Annotated in this window: 16 protein-coding genes and 1 riboswitch; of the genes, 3 read left to right on the forward strand and 13 right to left on the reverse strand. The window is 73.2% G+C overall.

Annotation, left to right across the window (positions count from 1 at the left end; all coding sequences use genetic code 11):
* Nucleotides 1-11: 11 nt before the first annotated feature.
* From FHX78_RS13095 to pdxR, 6 genes are all read right to left on the reverse strand, one after another.
* On the reverse strand, nt 12-590 hold the full coding sequence (locus FHX78_RS13095) for a 2'-5' RNA ligase family protein (RefSeq protein ID WP_145867632.1): 579 nt from the start codon (nt 588-590) through the stop codon (nt 12-14).
* Between the two features lie 213 nt (nt 591-803).
* Entirely contained in the window at nt 804-1,817 is a 1,014-nt protein-coding gene (gene trpS / locus FHX78_RS13100) for a tryptophan--tRNA ligase (RefSeq protein ID WP_145867633.1), read from the reverse strand.
* A 156-nt stretch (nt 1,818-1,973) separates the two neighbouring features.
* A complete protein-coding gene (locus tag FHX78_RS13105; RefSeq protein ID WP_145867634.1) occupies nt 1,974-3,425 on the reverse strand; it encodes a glycine hydroxymethyltransferase in 1,452 nt (483 codons plus the stop codon).
* 33 nt (nt 3,426-3,458) lie between these two features.
* Nucleotides 3,459-3,558, reverse strand: a riboswitch (ZMP/ZTP riboswitch).
* A 61-nt stretch (nt 3,559-3,619) separates the two neighbouring features.
* Nucleotides 3,620-4,804 carry a glutathionylspermidine synthase family protein gene (locus FHX78_RS13110; RefSeq protein WP_145867635.1) on the reverse strand — a complete coding sequence of 395 codons (1,185 nt, stop codon included), beginning with the start codon at nt 4,802-4,804 and terminating at the stop codon, nt 3,620-3,622.
* Nucleotides 4,805-4,811: 7 nt separating this feature from the next.
* Complete coding sequence (locus FHX78_RS13115) at nt 4,812-5,165, reverse strand: hypothetical protein (protein WP_145867636.1); 354 nt, start codon at nt 5,163-5,165, stop codon at nt 4,812-4,814.
* Nucleotides 5,166-5,335: 170 nt separating this feature from the next.
* Nucleotides 5,336-6,721 carry a MocR-like pyridoxine biosynthesis transcription factor PdxR gene (gene pdxR / locus FHX78_RS13120; RefSeq protein WP_145867637.1) on the reverse strand — a complete coding sequence of 462 codons (1,386 nt, stop codon included), beginning with the start codon at nt 6,719-6,721 and terminating at the stop codon, nt 5,336-5,338.
* Between the two features lie 47 nt (nt 6,722-6,768).
* On the opposite strand from pdxR, the gene FHX78_RS13125 reads away from it, so the two are divergent.
* From FHX78_RS13125 to FHX78_RS13135, 3 genes are read left to right on the forward strand one after another with little or no spacing between them, the layout of a single operon-like run.
* Nucleotides 6,769-7,272: a carboxymuconolactone decarboxylase family protein gene (locus tag FHX78_RS13125; RefSeq protein WP_145867638.1), complete on the forward strand. Its 504-nt coding sequence runs from the start codon at nt 6,769-6,771 to the stop codon at nt 7,270-7,272.
* Nucleotides 7,269-7,754 carry a carboxymuconolactone decarboxylase family protein gene (locus FHX78_RS13130; protein WP_145867639.1) on the forward strand — a complete coding sequence of 162 codons (486 nt, stop codon included), beginning with the start codon at nt 7,269-7,271 and terminating at the stop codon, nt 7,752-7,754. Before FHX78_RS13125 ends, FHX78_RS13130 begins: the two co-directional genes overlap by 4 nt.
* On the forward strand, nt 7,751-8,473 hold the full coding sequence (locus tag FHX78_RS13135) for an isocitrate lyase/PEP mutase family protein (protein WP_145871922.1): 723 nt from the start codon (nt 7,751-7,753) through the stop codon (nt 8,471-8,473). Before FHX78_RS13130 ends, FHX78_RS13135 begins: the two co-directional genes overlap by 4 nt.
* Nucleotides 8,474-8,476: 3 nt before the next feature.
* On the opposite strand, the gene FHX78_RS13140 is transcribed toward FHX78_RS13135, so the two are convergent.
* The 7 genes from FHX78_RS13140 to FHX78_RS13170 all read right to left on the reverse strand — a co-directional run bounded on the left by FHX78_RS13140 (nt 8,477) and on the right by FHX78_RS13170 (nt 18,992).
* Entirely contained in the window at nt 8,477-9,427 is a 951-nt protein-coding gene (locus FHX78_RS13140) for an ABC transporter substrate-binding protein (protein WP_145867640.1), read from the reverse strand.
* A 1-nt stretch (nt 9,428) separates the two neighbouring features.
* On the reverse strand, nt 9,429-11,378 hold the full coding sequence (locus FHX78_RS13145; protein ID WP_145867641.1) for an ABC transporter permease: 1,950 nt from the start codon (nt 11,376-11,378) through the stop codon (nt 9,429-9,431).
* Nucleotides 11,378-12,595, reverse strand: a complete 1,218-nt coding sequence (locus FHX78_RS13150; protein WP_145867642.1) for a quaternary amine ABC transporter ATP-binding protein — start codon at nt 12,593-12,595, stop codon at nt 11,378-11,380. Before FHX78_RS13150 ends, FHX78_RS13145 begins: the two co-directional genes overlap by 1 nt.
* The gene (locus FHX78_RS13155; protein ID WP_145867643.1) at nt 12,595-14,136 is read right to left on the reverse strand and encodes a GMC family oxidoreductase; all 1,542 of its coding nucleotides are present in this window, start codon (nt 14,134-14,136) and stop codon (nt 12,595-12,597) included. The genes FHX78_RS13150 and FHX78_RS13155 overlap by 1 nt, the downstream gene beginning before the upstream one ends.
* A gap of 98 nt (nt 14,137-14,234) precedes the next feature.
* Complete coding sequence (locus FHX78_RS13160; RefSeq protein WP_145867644.1) at nt 14,235-15,755, reverse strand: aldehyde dehydrogenase family protein; 1,521 nt, start codon at nt 15,753-15,755, stop codon at nt 14,235-14,237.
* Between the two features lie 274 nt (nt 15,756-16,029).
* Complete coding sequence (locus FHX78_RS13165; protein WP_145867645.1) at nt 16,030-17,019, reverse strand: malate dehydrogenase; 990 nt, start codon at nt 17,017-17,019, stop codon at nt 16,030-16,032.
* A gap of 803 nt (nt 17,020-17,822) precedes the next feature.
* The gene (locus FHX78_RS13170) at nt 17,823-18,992 is read right to left on the reverse strand and encodes a helix-turn-helix domain-containing protein (RefSeq protein ID WP_145867646.1); all 1,170 of its coding nucleotides are present in this window, start codon (nt 18,990-18,992) and stop codon (nt 17,823-17,825) included.
* Between the last annotated feature and the right edge of the window lie 361 nt (nt 18,993-19,353).

Here is a 19,353-nt window from a genome sequence, read left to right on the forward strand (position 1 = left end):
GGCCGGCCCGCTCAGTGGGCGGAGACGGAACCCCGGTCCGCGTGGCCGCCCTGCGGGGGCACCACGGCGGAGCCGAAGGGGAACTCGCGCAGTTTGCGCCACACGCCGTCGGCGCCCTGCTCGTAGAGCGCGAAGCCGGTGCAGGGCCACTCGGCCCCGTAGTCGGCGAGCTCCTCGAAGGCGCGGTCCATGGCCGCCTCCGCGATGCCGTGCGCCACGGTGACGTGCGGGTGGTAGGGGAACTGCAGCTCCCGGGCGAGGGGGCCGGAGGGCTCGCGGACCCGCTGCTGCAGCCAGGTGCAGGCCTCGCCGCCCTCGACCACCTGGACGAACACCACCGGCGACAGCGGCCGGAAGGTGCCGGTGCCGGACAGCCGCATGGGGAACGGCCGGCCCGCCGCGGCGACCTCGCCCAGGTGCGCCTCGACGGCCGGCAGGGCGGCGGCGTCGATCCCGGTCGGCGGCAGCAGGGTGACGTGCGTGGGGATGCCGTGCGCCGCGGCGTCGCCGAAGCCCGCGCGCAGCTGCTGAAGCCGGCTGCCGTGAGGCTCCGGGACCGCGATCGACACGCCGATCGTTACGGTCCCCACGTCGTCTCCTGTCGTTGTGGTGGTGAAGCGTGGTGTGAAGCGTGGTGGTGGAGCTGCGGTGAGCGCCGGGTGACCGCCGAAACGGTCACCCGGTTATCGACTGTACGACCACGACCCGGATCCGGGCAGGCGCAACGGGAGTGATGTGCAGCGCTGTGCGGTGGTACGGACCGGTGCCGTGGGCCGGTTCAGCGCCGGCCCGACAGGCGGCGGTCAGTGCTTGGCGGGCAGGAAGCCCACCCGGTCGTACGTCCGGGCGAGGGTCTCCGCGGCGACCGCGCGGGCCTTCTCCGCGCCCTTGGCCAGGACCGAGTCGAGCGTCTCGGGGTCGTCGAGGTACTGCTGGGTGCGCTCCTTGAACGGGGTCACGAACTCGACCATGACCTCGGCGAGGTCCGTCTTGAGCGCCCCGTAGCCCTTGCCGGCGTACCGCTCCTCCAGCTCGGGGATCTCCGCCCCGGTGAGCGTCGAGAGGATCGTCAGGAGGTTGCTCACGCCGGGCTTCTCGACGACGTCGTAGCGGATCACCGTGTCGGTGTCGGTGACCGCGCTCTTGACCTTCTTGGCGGTGACCTTCGGCTCGTCGAGGAGGTTGATGAGGCCCTTCGGCGTGGACGCCGACTTGCTCATCTTGACCGTCGGGTCCTGGAGGTCGTAGATCTTCGCCGTCTCCTTGAGGATGTACGGCTTCGGGATGGTGAAGGTCTCGCCGAACCGGCCGTTGAAGCGCTCGGCGAGGTCGCGGGTGAGCTCGATGTGCTGGCGCTGGTCCTCGCCCACCGGCACCTCGTTGGCCTGGTAGAGCAGGATGTCCGCGACCTGGAGCACCGGGTACGTGAACAGGCCGACGGAGGCGCGGTCGGCGCCCTGCTTGGCGGCCTTGTCCTTGAACTGGGTCATGCGGGAGGCCTCGCCGAAGCCGGTGAGGCAGTTCATGACCCACCCGAGCTGGGCGTGCTCGGGGACGTGGCTCTGGACGAAGAGCGTGCAGCGGTCCGGGTCGAGACCGGCGGCCAGCAACTGGGCGACGGCCAGCCGGGTGTTGGCGCGCAGCTCCTTCGGGTCCTGCGGGATCGTGATCGCGTGCAGGTCGACGACCATGTAGAACGCGTCGTGGGTCTCCTGCAGGGCCACCCACTGGCGGACGGCGCCGAGGTAGTTGCCGAGGTGGAACGAGCCTGCCGTGGGCTGGATTCCGGAGAGCACGCGGGGTCGGTCAGTGGCCATGCCCACCATTCTCTCAGGTCCCGCGGGGCGCTCCGGAACAGACCGGAAACAGATCCGAACCGATCCGTCTCCGGCCGTGCGACGGAGCCGGGGCCTCCCGCGCGGCGGCCCGGTGCGTGACCGGACCGCCGCGGGGGGCGTCGAGCGGGGGCCGCCTCAGCCGAGGTCGACCTCCGGGTAGAGCGGGAAGCCGGCGACCAGGTCGGTGGCGCGGCGGGAGATCTCGTCGGCGACCTTGGCGTCGAGGACGTGGGCCGCCTTGGAGGGGGCGCCGGACTTGGTGGTGCCCGCCTCCGTGGTGGTCAGGACGCGGTCGATGAGGCCCGCGACCTCGTCCATCTCCGCCGTCCCGAGACCGCGCGTGGTCAGTGCGGGGGTGCCGACGCGGATGCCGGAGGTGTACCAGGCGCCGTTGGGGTCGGCCGGGATGGCGTTGCGGTTGGTGACGATGCCCGAGTCGAGCAGGGCGGCCTCGGCCTGGCGGCCGGTGAGGCCGTAGGAGGTGGCGACGTCGATCAGGTTGAGGTGGTTGTCGGTGCCGCCGGTGACCAGGGTGGCGCCGCGCCGCGTCAGGCCCTCGGCGAGGGCGCGGGAGTTGTCGACGATGCGCTGGGCGTAGTCCTGGAAGGCGGGCTGCCGGGCCTCGGCGAGGGCGACGGCCTTGGCGGCCATGACGTGCGGCAGCGGGCCGCCGAGGACCATCGGGCAGCCGCGGTCGACCTGGTCCTTGAGGGAGTCGTCGCACAGCACCATGCCGCCGCGCGGGCCGCGCAGCGACTTGTGGGTGGTGGTGGTGACGATCTGGGCGTGCGGGACCGGGTCGAAGTCGCCGGTGAGGACCTTGCCGGCGACCAGACCGGCGAAGTGGGCCATGTCGACCATGAGCGTGGCGCCGACCTCGTCGGCGATCTCGCGCATGATCCGGAAGTTCACCAGGCGCGGGTAGGCGGAGTAGCCGGCGACGATGATCAGCGGCTTGAAATCGCGGGCGGAGGCGCGCAGCGCCTCGTAGTCGATCAGGCCGGTGGCCGGGTCGGTGCCGTAGGAGCGCTGGTCGAACATCTTGCCGGAGATGTTCGGGCGGAAGCCGTGGGTGAGGTGGCCGCCGGCGTCCAGGGACATGCCGAGCATGCGCTGGTTGCCGAAGGCCTGGCGCAGCTCGGCCCAGTCGGCCTCGGAGAGGTCGTTCACCTGGCGGGCGCCGGTCTTCTCCAGGAAGGGGGCCTCGACGCGGTCGGCGAGCACGGCCCAGAAGGCGACCAGGTTGGCGTCGATGCCGGAGTGCGGCTGGACGTAGGCGTGACGGGCGCCGAAGAGCTCCTTGGCGTGCTCGGCGGCGAGCGACTCGACGGTGTCGACGTTGCGGCAGCCGGCGTAGAAGCGGCGGCCGACGGTGCCCTCGGCGTACTTGTCGCTGAACCAGTTGCCCATCGCCAGGAGGGTGGCCGGGGAGGCGTAGTTCTCGGAGGCGATCAGCTTGAGCATCTCGCGCTGGTCGGCGACCTCCTGGCCGATGGCGTCGGCCACGCGCGGCTCGACGGCGCGGATCACGTCGAGGGCGGAGCGGAAGGCGGTGGAAGCGGTGGAGAGGGGCTGCTCGGCGGGCATCGGGACCTCCGGAGACGTGGCGTTCGGCGTTCACGGTACGGCCCAGGCGCACGGCACTGTTTCCGGACCCGAAGGGTCCGGGGCCGCTTCCCGATGGTTGCTCCATCCCAGCACGCCAGTCACGGCCCACGGTCACATTACCGGGCGCCACGACGTGCCACGGCGAGCCGTCCACCATGCGGGCGACAGGGGCCCTAGAGGATCACGTGGGGCAGGAAGCGGGCGTACTCGTCGGTGACCAGGCCGGAGGACTCGCGGATGCCGAGGCCCGCGGACTCGCCCTCCACCACCCAGGCGCCCAGCACGACGTGGTTGCCGTCGAAGGTGGGGAGGGGGGCGAGCTGCTGGTAGCAGCAGGGTTCGTCGCGGGGGACGGGGCCGGAGCCGGGCTCGTGGATCGTCACGCCGGCGCCCTCGCGGCCGAGCAGGGGCTTGGCGACCCAGCCGGTGGTGTCCGCCAGCTCGCGCGGGCCGTCCAGGTAGGCGGGCAGCAGGTTGGGGTGGCCGGGGTAGAGCTCCCAGAGGATCGCCAGCAGCGCCTTGTTGCTGAGCAGCATCTTCCAGGCGGGCTCGATCCACAGGGTGGAGCCGGTGCCGCCGCCGTTGTCGAGGGTGCTCAGGACGTGGCCGGCGAAGCGGTCGGTGGTGAGCCACTCCCACGGGTACAGCTTGAAGATGCTGCGGATGAACCGCAGTCTGTTGTCGACGAACCGTCCGGAGAGCCGGTCCCAGCCGATCTCCTCCATGGAGATCCAGTCGGTGTCGAGGCCGGCCTGTTCGGCGGTCTCCTTGAGGTAGGCGACGGTCATCAGGTCCTCGCCGTACTCGTCGGCGGAGGAGTGGGCGAAGTACAGGGGGCTGCCCGGCGGGAGGAGGGCGGCCTGCTTCCTCCAGGCGTCGACGAGGCGTTCGTGGAGGGAGTTCCACTGGTCGGCGCCCGGGAAGCGCTCCTCCATCCAGAACCACTGGGGGGAGGCGGCCTCCACCAGGGAGGTGGGGGTGTCGGCGTTGTACTCCAGGAGCTTGGCCGGTCCGGTGCCGTCGTGGCGCAGGTCGAAGCGGCCGTACACGGAGGGGAGTTCGGCGCGCCGGTGCCAGGCCTCGGCGACGGTGCGGGCGATGCGCGGATCGGTGATGCCGAGGTCGGTGAAGCGGTCGGCGGTGACGATGTGGTCGGCCGCCGCCAGGCACATGCGGTGCAGTTCCTCGACGACCTCCTCCAGCGCCTCGACCTCCTCCAGGGAGAAGACGTAGTAGGCGCTCTCGTCCCAGTAGGGGCGCAGGGACCCGTCGGGGTGACGGGTGAGGGGGTAGATGAGCCCCTGCTCCTCGACGGTCTCCTGCCAGCCGGGGCGGGGCTCGGTCGTACGCCGTTCCACGACCCGCTCAGCCGCCGCTGCTGCCGGAGCCCGAGCAGCCGAAGCCGCCCCGGTCGACGGCCTCGCTGCGGCTGAAGGTGCCGTAGTCGGCGTAGCCGCCGCTGACGTCGGCGTCGTAGTACCAGTCGGCGTCGGCGGTGCGGGACTTGCCGGCCCGGCCGGAGGAGCCCGTGCCGGTCGTCCCGGAGGACGTGCAGTTCTTGTCGGCGACGATCTTGTAGCCGTTGAGGTAGTCGTAGCTGTCCCGGTCCACGCACCGCCGGTCCGGTTCCGACCCGCAGGAGGTGAGCGCCGCCGCGAGGACGCCCATGCCGCCCAGCACCACCGTGCTGGACCGCACCCGTCGCCGTGTCTCCGCCATGTTCTCCGCTCCCCCGTGATGTGACTGCCGCTTCTCGCGCGGCCGTTGCTTCGCGGCTCGCGGCGGCCAGCCTAGAGACCGGCCGTGCGGCGCCCGCGCAGGCCCCCCGCCGACAACGCCTCCCGGGCGTCCTTTTGTGGCCCTTGGCGCCGTATGCCGATTCCGGACGTTCAGGGGAGGGCCTTGCACAGCGCTTCGAGGGTGCCCGTCCAGGCGTGGTCCGGCGGGGTGGCGTAGCCGACGACCAGGGCGTCGGCCGGGGGGACGGTGGCGGCGGGGTGGCGGAAGCGGGACAGGCCGTGGACGGCGAGGCCCTGCCAGGTGGCGGCGCGGACCACGGACTGCTCGGTGCCGGGCGGGAGCCGCAGCACGGCGTGCAGGCCCGCCGCGATGCCGGTGACCCGCACCTCGGGTGCCCGGGCGGTGACGGCGGCGACGAGGGCGTCGCGGCGGCGCCGGTAGCGCAGGCGGGCGGCGCGGACGTGACGGTCGTAGGCGCCGGAGGTGAGGAACTCGGCCAGGGTGAGCTGTTCGAGGACGCCGACGGACCGGCCGGCGCCCTGGGCGAGGACGTCCGGCAGCAGGCGCTCGGGCAGCACCATCCAGCCGAGGCGGAGGCCGGGGGCGAGGGACTTGCTGGCCGTGCCCAGGTAGACCACGTGGTCGGGGTCGAGGTCCTGGAGCGCGCCGACGGCCTGGCGGTCGTAGCGGAACTCGCCGTCGTAGTCGTCCTCCAGGACCAGTCCGCCGGTGCGGCGCGCCCAGTCGACCGCCTCCGCGCGGCGTTCGGGCACCAGGGCGCCGCCCAGCGGGAACTGGTGCGCCGGGTTGAGCAGCACCGCGCCGGCGTCCCCCGCGTCCCCGGGGCGCGGGCCGGCGTCGTCCACGGGGAGCGGCACGGTGCGCAGTCCGGCGCGTTCGACCAGGTCCCAGTGGACGTCGAGTCCGTAGGGCTCCACGGCGAGGGTGCGGGCGCCGCGGGCGCGCAGGGCCGTGCAGAGCAGGCGCAGGCCCTCGGCGAACCCGGCGCAGACGACGAGCCGTTCGGGGTCGGCGCGCACGCCCCGCACCCGGGCGAGGTAGTCCGCCAGCGCGGTGCGCAGTTCGGGCCGGCCGCGCGGATCGCCGTAGCCGAAGGCGTCGTTGGGGGCGGCGGTGAGGGCGCGGCGGGCCGCCCTCAGCCATCCGGCGCGAGGGAAGGAGGCGAGGTCGGGGGTGCCGGGGACCAGGTCGTACGGGAGCCGGCCCGGGGCGCGTCCGGGAGTGGACGGGCGGGCCGGCGGCCGGGGCACCGCGCGGTCGGCGACCCGGGTGCCGGAGCCCTGCCGCGCGGTGAGCCGGCCCTCGGCGACCAGGTCGGCGTAGGCGTCGGCGACGGTGTTGCGGGCGATGCCGAGGTCGGTGGCGAGGGAGCGTGAGGAGGGCAGCCGGGTGCCGGGGGCGAGCCGGCCGGTGCGGACGGCCTCGCGCAGCGCGTCGGTCAGGCCGCGGCGCAGGCCGGGACCGGTCGGTTCCAGGTGCAGGTCGATGCCGAAAGTGGCCCAGCGTTCCGCCATGGAAGTGGACCATACCGCTGGGCTGCTTCGCTCCTAGGGTCGAGGGCATGACGACGAACGCGGAAACGACCAAGGAATACGTCCCCGAGCTGCCCGTCCGGCTGGAGTGGGCCGAGCACGCCCCCGAGGTGTTCAAGGCGATGGTCCGGCTGGACGCCGCCGCCCGGAAGGGCCTCGACCCCACGCTGCTCGAACTGGTGAAGATCCGCGCCTCCCAGGTCAACCACTGCGCGTTCTGCCTGGACATGCACACCAAGGACGCCCTCGCGGCGGGCGAGAGCGTGGAGCGCCTGGTGCAGCTCAGCGCCTGGGAGGAGTCGCGGCACTTCTACACGGCCAAGGAGCTGGCGGCGCTCGAACTGACGGAGGCCGTGACGGTGCTGACCGACGGTTTCGTGCCCGACGAGGTGTACGAGCGGGCGGCCAAGCACTTCGAGGAGGCGGAGCTGGCGCAGCTGATCGCCTCGATCACGGTGATCAACGCCTGGAACCGGTTCGGTGTGACCTGCCGGAAGACCCCGGGCCACTACACGCCGGGACAGCACGCGTGACCGCCCGGACGACCCGTCTGGACGACGGGGTCCGCGGCGCCCTGCTGGCGGCGGGCGCCGCGGCCAAGAAGGGCTTCGGCGATCCCGGGCTGGCCGAGCTGGTGCAGATCCGGGCCTCGCAGCTCAACCACTGCGCGTTCTGCCTCGACATGCACCTGACGATCGCGCGCAAGAACGGGGTGGTGCGCGAGGCGCAGCTCGACCTCCTGGACGCCTGGGAGGAGGCCGGGGACGTCTTCGACGCGCGGGAGCGGGCGGCGCTGGAGCTGACCGAGGCGGTGACCCTGATGACCGGGGGCTCCGGCTCCGGCTCCGGCTCCGGCTCCGGGGGAGGGTTCGTCCCCGACGAGGTGTACGAGCGGGCCGCCCGGCACTTCGACGCCACCGGACTCGCCCATCTCGTCGCCCTGATCACCGTCATCAACAGCTGGAACCGGCTGATGGTGAGCCGGCGCATCCCTGCGGGGAGCACCGAGTGGTGAACGGGGCCGCCACCTTCCGCGCGCTGCACCACCACCGCGCACCCGACGACCCGCTGGTCCTGCCCGGCCCGTGGGACGCCGCGAGCGCCCGGGTGTTCGCCGAGGCCGGGTTCCCGGCGCTCGCCACCCCGAGCGCCGGGGTGGCGGCCGCCCTAGGCCACGAGGACGGGCACACCCCGGCCGACGAGATGTTCGCGGCGGTCGCGCGGATCACCCGGGCGGTGGACGTGCCGGTGTCGGCGGACGTCGAGGGCGGGTACGGGCTGGCGCCCAAGGAACTGGTGGAGCGGCTGCTGGAGGCGGGCGCGGTCGGCTGCAACCTGGAGGACTCCGCGGACGGCGTGCTCAAGGACCCGCACGCGCACGCCGAGTGGCTGGCGGAGGTGCGGGCGGCGGCCGGGGACCGGATCTTCCTCAACGCCCGGGTCGACACCTTCGTCCGGGGCGTCACCGACCCGGAACGGGCCATCGAGCGGGCCGCCCTGTACGTGGCCGCGGGCGCCGACTGCGTGTATCCGATCGGCGCCCCCGCCGCCGTACTGCCCCTGCTGCGGGCCGGGATCCAGGGGCCGGTGAACGTGCTCGCGCTGCCCGGCCGGGGCCCCTCGCCCGCCGAACTGGGCGGGCTCGGGGCCACCCGGATCACGTTCGGACCCGGGCTCCAGCAGCGCGCCGCGCGGGCGCTGCGGGAGATCGCGGACGGGCTGCTGCCGAAGTGAGGGTCAGGGCAGCCACTTCTTCCAGACGGATGCGTGGCTGTCCACCCACTTCCGCGCCGCCTCCCGCGGTGACAGCTTCTGCTCGGCGATCATCAGGGAGACCTCGTTCTGGTCCTCGGTCGTCCATCGGAAGTTCCTGAGCAGGTGCGCCGCCTCGCCCCCCTTCCTCGCGAAGTCCGCGTTGAGGTACTTCTGCAGCGGGGTGACCGGGTAGGCGCAGGCGACCTCCGCCGGGTCGGCGTCGCAGCCCTCCTCGTACGCGGGCAGCCTCACCTCGGTCATGGGCACCTTCTCGAACAGCCACTGGGGTGTGTACCAGTAGGTGAGGAAGGGCTTCTTCTCCTTGGCGAACTGCTTGATCTGGGTGATCTGCGCGGCCTCGGAGCCGGCGAACACCACCCGGTAGTCCAGCTTCAGGTTCTTCACCAGCGCCTTGTCGTTGGTGACGTAGGACGGTGAGCCGTCCAGCAGCTGGCCCTTGCCGCCGCTCTCCGGGGTGCGGAACCGCTCGGCGTACTTGTCGAGGTTCTTCCAGTCGGTGACGTCGGGGTGCTGCCGCGCGAAGTACGTCGGCACGAACCAGCCGATGTGCCCGGTGACGCCGAGGTCGCCGCCGCGCGCGATGGTCCCCTTCTCCTCGACGTAGCGCTGTTCCTGCTCGGGGTGGCCCCAGTCCTCCAGGATGGCGTCGACGCGGCCCTGGCTGAGCGCGTCCCAGGCGGGCACCTCGTCGACCTGGACGGTGTCGACGCGGTAGCCGAGCTCGTGCTCCAGCAGGTACTGGGCGACGGCCACGTTGGCCTGCGCGCCCACCCAGGACTGCACGGACAGGGTGACGGTCTTCGCGCCGCGGGCGTTCGAGAACGGTGACGCCTGCCGCGTCATGTCGGCGGCACCGCAGCCGGTGGCCAGCACCAGCGCGGCGGCGGCCGCCGTCGTACGCGTGCGGAACATCTCAGGCTCCCTTCGCCGTGCGGCGTTCGGTCGGCTGGGTCACCCGGTCGAGCATCAGCCCCAGGCAGACGATCGCGGCCCCGGCGACCAGGCCGGTCGCCAGGTCGCCCTGGGCTAGGCCGAAGACGACGTCGTAGCCGAGCGCGCCGCCGCCGACCAGGCCGCCGATGATGACGACGGCGAGGACCAGGACGACGCCCTGGTTGACGGCGAGCAGCAGCGCCGGGCGGGCCAGCGGGAGCTGGACCTGGCGCAGTTGCTGGACGCCGCTCGCGCCGAGTGAGCGGGCGGACTCCAGGGCGGCCGGGTCGACCTGGCGCAGGCCCTGGGCGGTGATGCGGACGACGGCGGGCAGCGCGTAGACGACGGCGGCGGCGACGGCCGGGGCGCGGCCGACGCCGAACAGGGCGACCACCGGGATCAGGTACACGAACTGCGGCATCGTCTGGAACACGTCCAGCACCGGGCGCAGCAGCCGTTCGAAGCGGTCGCTGCGGGCGGCCGCGATGCCGGTGGCGAAGCCGGCGACGAGGGTGACGGCGACGGCGGCGAGGACCTGCGAGAGCGTGTCCAGGGACGGCTTCCACACGCCGAGCACCCCGATGGCGGCCAGGGCGAGGACGGCGGTGAGCGCGGTGCGCCAGGTGCCGATCAGCCAGGCCAGGGCGGCGACGACCAGGAGCAGCGACCACCAGGGCAGCCACTGCAGGCCGTCGCGGAGCGGGTCGAGGACCCAGGTGGTGAAGCGGCCCGCCCAGTCGGCGGTGCCGCCGACGACGGGGACGCCCGAGTAGAGGTGGGCGGTCATCCAGTCGACGGCCCGGTTGACCGGCTCGGCGATGCCCACGACCCATCCGTCGGGCCATTCGAGGCGGCCCGCGAGCCGTCCGGCGACCGCGGCGGCCACGGCGGCGAGGAGGGCGTACGCCCACAGCGTGCGGGAGTTCGACGCGGGCGCCTGCCCGAGCCGCGCGCCGGCCGCGCCGGTCACCCGGTCGAGGACGACGGCGAGCAGCACGATCGGGATGCCGGCGGCGAGCGCGGCTCCCACGTCGACGGAGGCGAGCGCCTGGTAGACGCGGTCGCCGAGGCCGCCGGCGCCGATCACGGAGGCGATCACGGCCATGGACAGCGCCATCATGATCGTCTGGTTGAGGCCGAGGAGGAGTTCCCCGCGGGCCAGCGGGAGGCGGGCGGTCAGCAGGCGCTGGCGGGCGGTGGCCCCGAGCGACTCGACCGCCTCCAGCACCTCCTTGTCGGCGCCGCGCAGCCCGAGCGCGGTGAACCGGGCCATGGGCGGGGCGGCGTAGACGACGGTGGCGAGGACGGCCGCCGGGACGCCGATGCCGAAGACGAGGACGACGGGGAGGAGGTAGGCGAAGGCCGGGAGGACCTGCATGGTGTCGAGGACCGGGCGCAGGACCCGGTCCATGCGGTCGGACAGGCCGGCGGCGAGCCCGAGCAGCGCGCCGACGACGACGGACGCGGCGACCGCGACGGCCATGAGGGCGAGCGTCTGCATGGTCGGCACCCACATGCCGAGCAGTCCGCAGGCGAGGAACGCGGCGGCGGTGCCGAGGGCGAGCCGGAAGCCCGCGACCCGCCAGGCGACCAGCGCGGACACGGCGGTCACCCCGGCCCAGCCGACGGCGAGGAGGGCGAGGTAGACGGCGCGTACGGCGATGACGACCGCGTTGCTGACGTGGCCGAGGAAGTAGAGGAACAGCGGGTGGCTGTCGCGGTTGTCGATGATCCAGTCGCTGGCCGTGCCGAGCGGGCCGGAGAGGTCCACGGTGAGCGCGGCGGGCCAGCTGCCGTTCGGCCAGCGGGTGACGGCGAGGGGCACGAGGACCGCGGCGATCAGGGCGAGGGCCGCGAGCTTGCGCAGCGCCGGGCTGGTGCGGAGGCCCGGCGGGGCGGTCTTGCGGGGGGTCGCGGTGAGGGTCGCCATCACACCGGCTCCTCGCGGGTGGGGGCGGGGGTTGGCTCCTCGCGGGTGGGGGCGGGGGTTGGCTCCTCGCGGGCGGGGGCCGGGGACGGTTCGCGGTGCTCGGCCGGTGCGTCCACCGCCCGCGGCTCCGTCCGGGGGGCGGGGCCCCCGGCGGCAGGGCCGCCCGGAGCCGCGTCGGCGACGACCGACAGCAGGGCGTCCGAGTCGACCACCCCGACGCAGCGGCCCTCGTCGAGGACCCGGGCGGAGGTGCCCGCGCGGGCCACCGCCTCGATGGCCTCGGAGACGGTGGCGTCCGGGCGGACGGCCGGGCCGGTGCCCGCCTCCTCGGCCGACGCGGCCGGGCGCATGGCCGTACGGACCGTCATGACCTGCTCGCGCGGGACGTCCCGGACGAACGCACGGACGTAGTCGTCCGCGGGCGAGCCCACGATCTCCTCGGGCGTGCCCAGCTGGACCACGCGGCCGTCGCGCATCAGGGCGATCCGGTCGCCCAGTCTCAGGGCTTCCTGGAGGTCGTGGGTGATGAAGACCATCGTGCGGCCCTCCTCCCGGTGCAGCCGGATCACCTCCTCCTGCATGTCGCGCCGGATGAGCGGGTCGAGCGCGCTGAACGGCTCGTCGAAGAGCAGCACTTCGGGGTCGACGGCCAGTGCGCGGGCCAGACCGACGCGCTGGCGCTGGCCGCCGGAGAGCTGGGCGGGCCTGCGCTGCTCCATGCCCTCCAGACCGACCTTGGCGACGACCCCGGCGGCCCGCTCACGGCGCTCCGCCCGGCCCACGCCCTGGATCTCCAGGCCGTAGGCGACGTTGTCGAGGACGGTGCGGTGCGGCAGCAGGCCGAAGTGCTGGAACACCATGGCGGCGCGGTGCCGGCGCAGGGCGCGCAGCCGTGCCTTGTCCATGGCGCGCACGTCCTCGCCGTCGATGGCGATGGTGCCCGCGGTCGGCTCGATCAGCCGGGTCAGACAGCGCACCAGCGTGGACTTGCCGGATCCGGACAGGCCCATGACGACGAAGACCTCGCCCCTGCGCACGTCGAAGGAGACGTCACGGACGGCGGCCGTGCAGCCGGTGCGGGAGCGCAGTTCGGCCGGGTCCAGGGCGGTGAGCCCGGGGTCGGCGGGGACGCGGTGGGCCTTCGGTCCGAAGACCTTCCACAGGCCGTCGACGGAGAAGACGGGGGCGCTGCCCGGGGTGGCGGTGACCGTGCTCATCACGCGTCACCACCGATCAGTTCGACGGCCCGCTCCCCGACCATGAGGACCCCGATCATCGGGTTCACGGCCGTCATGGTCGGGAACACGGACGCGTCGGCGATCCGGATGCCCCGCAGTCCGCGGATGCGCAACTCGGGGTCCACGACCGCCCGTTCGTCGTCGGCGTCGCCCATCCGGCAGGTGCCCGCCGGGTGGTAGACGGTGTGGGCGACCTTGCGGGCGTACGCGCCGAGTTCCTCGTCGCCGGTGATGTCCGGGCCGGGCGCCACCTCGCGCTTGAGCCAGCCGGCCAGCGGTTCGGTTCTGGCGATCTCGCGGGCGATGCGGATGCCGTCGACGAGGGTGCGGCCGTCGTAGTCGTCCTCGTCGGTGAAGTAGCGGAAGTCGAGGGCCGGTTTCACGGACGGGTCGGCGCTGGTCAGGTAGAGCCGGCCGCGCGACCGGGGCTTGGGGATGTTCGGGGTCATGGAGACGCCGAACTCCGGCCGCCGGTAGCCCAGTCGCTCCGGGTTGTCGGTGAACGGGATCTGGTAGAAGTGGAACATCAGGTCGGGGCCCGCGTGCCCGGGGTCGCGGCGCACGAACAGCCCGGCGTCGGAGTCCATCGCGGAGTTCTCCGGGAGGGGTCCGTTCGTCTCCCAGACGATCACCGACTCGGGGTGGTCGAGGAGGTTCTCGCCGACGCCCGGCAGGTCGTGCGCCACGGGTATGCCGAGCGCCTCCAGGTCGGCCTTCGGGCCGATGCCGGAGTGCAGCAGCAGCCGGGGCGAGTCGACGGCTCCGGCGCACAGCACGACCTCGTTGCGGGCGCGGACGAGGATCTCCTCGCCGTCCTTGGTGCGTACGTGGACGCCCTCGGCGCGGGTGCCGTCCAGCTCCAGCCGGTACGCCCAGGTCTCCAGCAGCAGCGTCAGGTTGGGGCGCTCGTCCATCACCGGGTGGAGGTACGCCACCGACGCCGACGAGCGCTTGTTGTCCTCCGGGTGGTAGGCGAGGTCGAAGAAGCCGACGCCCTCGGTGAACGGCTTGCGGTTGAAGCCCTCCACGCGCGGCACGCCCAGCGCGGCCTGCGCGGAGTCGACGAAGTCGCGGGCGATGGCGTTCCGGTCCTTCTCGTCGACGGGGACGATGTTGTTCTTGAGGCGGGCGTAGTACGCCTCCATCTGCACCGCGCCCCAGCCCTTGGCCCCGGCCCGCTCCCACTCGTCCCAGTCGGACGGCAGCGGCTTGAAGGCGATGAGGGTGTTGTGCGAGGAGCAGCCGCCGAGGACGCGGGCGCGGCTGTGCCGGATGTGCGAGTTGCCGCGCGGCTGTTCGGTGGTGGGGTAGTCGTAGTCGAGTTCGCCGCCGAGCAGGCCCATCCAGCGGCGCAGCGTCAGCACGTCGTCGCGGCCCACGTCGCTGGGGCCGCCCTCGATGACGGCGACCGTGACGTCCGGGTTCTCGGTCAGCCGGGAGGCGATGACGGACCCCGCGGTGCCGCCGCCGATGACGACGTAGTCGTAGTCGATTTCACGTGCGTGGGTGTGAGCGGGCATTCGGGTGGTACTCCTCCGGGGACTCGGGACAGGTGGGTGGGTTGTGGGGCGGCACCGGGGTGCGGCGGTGCGGGGAGCACCGCCCGGCGGTCTGCGGCTCAGCCCGCGAACCAGCGCACCGGCTTGGGCGCCAGGTTCTGGTACACGTGCTTGGTCTCGCGGTACTCGGCGAGACCGGCCGGGCCGAGTTCGCGGCCCACTCCGCTCTTGCCGAAGCCGCCCCACTCCGCCTGCGGGAGGTAGGGGTGGAAGTCGTTGATCCACACGGTGCCGTGGCGCAGCCGCCCGGCCACCCGCCGGGCGCGGCCCGCGTCGGCGGTCCACACGGCGCCGGCCAGTCCGTACTCGGTGTCGTTGGCGAGGGCGACGGCCTCGTCCTCGGTGCGGAAGGTCTCGACGGTGAGGACCGGTCCGAAGACCTCCTCGCGCACGACCCGCATCTCGCGGTGGCAGCGGTCCAGGACGGTCGGCTCGTAGAAGTAGCCGCTCCCGGGGCGCTCGGCGGACGGCGCGGGCCGCTTGCCGCCGGAGCGCAGCACCGCGCCCTCCTTCAGCGCGGACTCGACGTACGCCTCCACCTTCGCGCGCTGCTGCGCGGAGACCAGCGGGCCGCACTCGACGCCGTCCTCGGTGCCCCGGCCGAGCCTGATGCGCTCGGCCCGGCGGGCGAGTTCGGCGACGAAGCGGTCGCGGACGGACTCCTCGACGATCAGCCGGGAGCCCGCCGAGCAGACCTGGCCGCTGTGAATGAAGGCGGCGTTGAGGGCCTGGTCGACGGCGGTGTCGAAGCCCTGCTCGGTGGCGCAGGCGTCGGCGAAGACCACGTTGGGGTTCTTGCCGCCGAGTTCGAGGGCGACCTTCTTCACGCTCGGGGCGGCCGCCCGGGCCACCTCGGTGCCGCTGGCCAGGCCGCCGGTGAAGGAGACCAGGTCGACGCCGGGGTGCTCGGCGAGCCGCGCGCCGACGGTGCGGCCGGGCCCGGTGACGATGTTGGCGACCCCGGTGGGCAGCCCGGCCTCGGTCAGCAGCTCGATGAGCGCGACGGTGGTGAGGGGGGTGATCTCGCTGGGCTTGACCACGAAGGTGTTGCCGGCCGCGAGCGCGGGGGCGATCTTCCAACTGGCCTGGAGCAGCGGGTAGTTCCAGGGTGTGATCATCGCGCAGACGCCGACCGGCTCGTGCACGACGACGCTGTGGACGTCGGGCGAGCCGGCGTCCACGACCCGTCCGGGCGCCTCCCCCGCCACCAGGTCGGCGAAGTAGCGGAAGGCGTCGGCGACACAGTCGATGTCGACGCGGCCCTCCTCGACGGTCTTGCCCGCGTCCCGGCTCTCCAGCAGCCCGAGCGCCTCCCGGTCCCGTACGAGCAGGCCGGCGACGCGGCGCAGCAGTGCGGCCCGTTCGGCGACGGGCGTGTGCGGCCACGGCCCCTCGTCGAAGGCGCGCCGGGCGGCGGCCACCGCGAGGTCGGCGTCCCTCTCGTCGCCCTCGGCGACCACGGCGAACGGCAGGGCGTCCGCGGGGTCGAGGATCTCGCGCACGGCCCCCGAGACGGCCGCCCGCCACTCGCCTCCCGCGTGGATGGTGTCGCGCACCCTGGGTTCTGTCCTGTCCGCCATGATCGGTCCGCTGCCTTCCGTTCCTGTTCAGCACCCGTGAGTCGCACAGGTGTCGTCCACGGGACCGGGTGCGCCTGCCCTTCGCCCTCGGATGCATGCGCGATCCATGGCCGAAAGTGCGCTGGGTCACGGAACATGAGGGCGAAAGGGAGAAATGGCTTGGTTTCGCGGCCCGCTGGCACCCTCCCGGCCCTCCCGGATGTCTTCGGGGGAACGCGACGGGCCCCGCACCGGCAGAACCGGTGCGGGGCCCGTGGCCCGGAAAGCGGGTCGGTCAGATGAGGCCGAGGCCGCGGACCGCCTCGCGCTCCTCCTCGAGCTCCTTGACGGAGGCGTCGATGCGGGCGCGGGAGAACTCGTTGATCTCCAGGCCCTGGACGATCTCGTACGTGCCGTCCTTGACGGTGACCGGGAAGGAGGAGATCAGGCCCTCCGGGACGCCGTAGGAGCCGTCGGACGGGATGCCCATGGAGGCCCAGTCGCCGTCGGCGGTGCCGTTGACCCAGGTGTGGACGTGGTCGATGGCGGCGTTGGCGGCGGAGGCGGCCGACGAGGCGCCACGGGCCTCGATGATCGCGGCACCGCGCTTGGCGACGGTCGGGATGAAGTCCTCGGCCAGCCACTTCTCGTCGTTCACGACCTCGGCGGCGTTCTTGCCGGCGACGGTGGCGTGGAAGATGTCCGGGTACTGGGTGGCGGAGTGGTTGCCCCAGATCGTCAGCTTCTTGATCTCGGAGACCGGGACGCCGGTCTTCTTCGACAGCTGGGTCAGGGCGCGGTTGTGGTCCAGGCGGGTCATGGCGGTGAACCGCTCGGCGGGTACGTCCGGCGCGGCGGCCTGGGCGATCAGGGCGTTGGTGTTGGCCGGGTTGCCGACGACCAGGACCCGGATGTCGTCCGCGGCGTGGGCGTTGATGGCCTGGCCCTGCGGCTTGAAGATGCCGCCGTTGGCCTCGAGGAGGTCACCGCGCTCCATGCCCTTGGTGCGCGGGCGGGCGCCCACGAGGAGGGCGACGTTGGCGCCGTCGAAGGCCACGTTCGGGTCGTCCGTGATGTCGATGCCCTGGAGCAGCGGGAACGCGCAGTCGTCCAGCTCCATGGCCGTGCCCTCGGCGGCCTTGAGCGCCGGGGTGATCTCCAGCAGGCGCAGCTTGACCGGCACGTCCGCGCCGAGCAGCTGGCCGGAGGCGATGCGGAAGAGCAGGGCGTAACCGATCTGGCCGGCCGCGCCGGTGACGGTGACGTTCACGGGAGTGCGGGTCATGGCGTTCTCCGTATGACAGCTGGCGGTGGGGCGGTCCCTGCCCCGGGTTGCGGGATCCCGCCGCGATGATCGATCACAGATTTCGATGATCGATCTCTTGGCGTCAAGAGAGATCCAGCGGTCAGGCTATCGCGCATCCCCGATCTCGGACGTCCGGGCTCCCTGTGGCCCGCCCCACAGAGTGACCGCCCGTGTACTCGGGTACCGCGGGGGAGACGGAAGGGGCGGCCGCTCCGCCCGGGAGAGGTGGGGGCGGAGCGGCCGCCGTCGGGGACCGAACGCGCCGGAATCCCGTGGGGGTACTACTCGCGTGCCCGCCTTTCGACCCGTCATTCGCATCCCCACGAATCCCCCACATATATGAGCCCGTATGGGCTCAGATGAGCCCATAGGGGGGTGTGGGGCGGCCTTCGGAGCGGTGGGGACTGCCGGGGCGGGGCGGCGCTTCGGAGCAGCGGGGGCTGCCCGGCGGGGCGGGCCTTCCGGCCGCCGAGCGGAGCTGCCCTGGACCGGGGAAGCCACCCGCGTACGCGCCGTTCCCGAGCGCTTCAAGGGCAGGGGAGCCGGGACGAGGCGGGCCCGGAACGAGGCGGCCGGGGCGGAGCTGCCCGAGTGGCGGGCGCGGCGCTCGTACGCGGACCGTTGGTGGGCGGCCCGTTCATGAGCGGAGCGACGACCGCTCGGGCACAGTCACCCGGGCGGGCGGCGGCCGCGGCGCCGAGCCGGCGCAGTGGACGGCCGGTGCGCCGCCCGGCTGCCGCGGGCCGGGCGGGTCGGGCGGGTCGGCCCGGGTGCTCCGCCCGTTACTGCGTGTCCGTGCAGCCCTTCTCGCCGGAAGCGGCCAGGATCGCGCAGGCCTCCGCCTCCGCCGCGTCGGCGACCGGCACCATCGGGGTGTACGCGACCGTGTCGCCGGCCGCGGTGATGGTGTCGCTCTGCTTCGAGCCGCCCGCGGTGATCTCGACCCTGTCCCCCTGCGCGGCCTGCGTGATGCGCCCCCATGCCGCACCGCAGGTCTCGCTGTAGCGGACCTCCACCGTGGCGGCGCCGACCGTCACCGTCCGGGTCGTGGTGACGAGCTCACCGCTGCACCCCATGACCTCCGCGTCCTTGCCGTCGCAGGCGTCACCGCTGCACTTCACGCCCGGCGGCAGGTTCGCGTCGGTGGTGACGGTGGGCGACGGGGACTTCCGGGCGTCGTCGCCCTTCTTGTCGCCCTCGGTCCCCGTGACGTAGAACGCGGCGGCGATCACCACCAGCGCGCCCACCGCCCCGGCGATGAACGTCGACGTCCGCCGCTTGCCCCCGGAGCCACCCGCGCCGCCGCGGCCGGACGTGTCGCGGGGCGGTGCGCCGTACCCCCCCGGGACCGGTCCGCCACCGGCGGGCGGGACGGCCGGGGCACCGGAGCCGGCGCGGCCCGGCTGCGGCGGCGGCGCCGCGACCCCCCAGGAGTTCCCCTGGGAGCTCTCCCCGGACGAGCCGCCCCATCCGCCGCCGGAGGCGTCACGCACGTCCGAGGCGGTCGGCTGCGGTGGCACGCTCGGGGCGACACCGGCCGGTCCGGCCACGCCCGGACGGACCGCGGCGCCGCCCTTGCGGGATCTGGCGCCCTGCCCCGTCGACGGCCCGGCCAGCTCGCTGAGCGCGGCACGCGCCTGCGAGATCCGGATCGCCTCCATCGTCATGTCGTGGCGCATCTCCGAGCGGCTCCAGGCGCGCTCGGCGAGCTCCCACATGGTCGTCAGGTGCGTCGGGTTGGTCCCGGTGACCTCGGCCAGGGCCACGATCGCGCCCTTGGGCGCGAGCAGCCGGCCGTTCAGATACCGCTCCCAGGACGTCTTGCTGTAGCCCGTGCGGTCGGAGACCGACGCGACGCTCAGGCCGCTGCGGTCCACCACCCGCCTGAGCTGGCTCGTGAACTCCCTGATCTGCGGATCGAGTTCATCCGGCAAGGCCTTCCAACGAGGCATTGCTTCCCCCCTCTTCCCCCCGGTTGGTGCTGGTTCTTCCCTCGCGCATGGTGCCCTCTGCCGAGTCCCCGTTCTGGCTACCCACAGGGATGCCGCCGGGCGGGGCCTCAGTTCCCGGGGTGGGGGCGCACAGGAGCGTCAGGGCTTCAGGCGTACGCCCTCGCACGCCTCATCGCTTGCGGCCCAGTGTCCCATCGGTCACCCCCTCGACCGAACGGAACCCGGAACAAGCAAGGGACGTCCCGGGCCGCCCCAATTGTTCACGCTAGACCTGTAGTCCCATCACTTCGTCGTACATCCGCGAACTTGTCAATACATCGACACAGAGCGGCCACACGGGCGGACCCATACGCCCCGGGCG

Source organism: Streptomyces capillispiralis (assembly GCF_007829875.1).
In the GTDB taxonomy this organism is placed as follows: domain Bacteria; phylum Actinomycetota; class Actinomycetes; order Streptomycetales; family Streptomycetaceae; genus Streptomyces; species Streptomyces capillispiralis.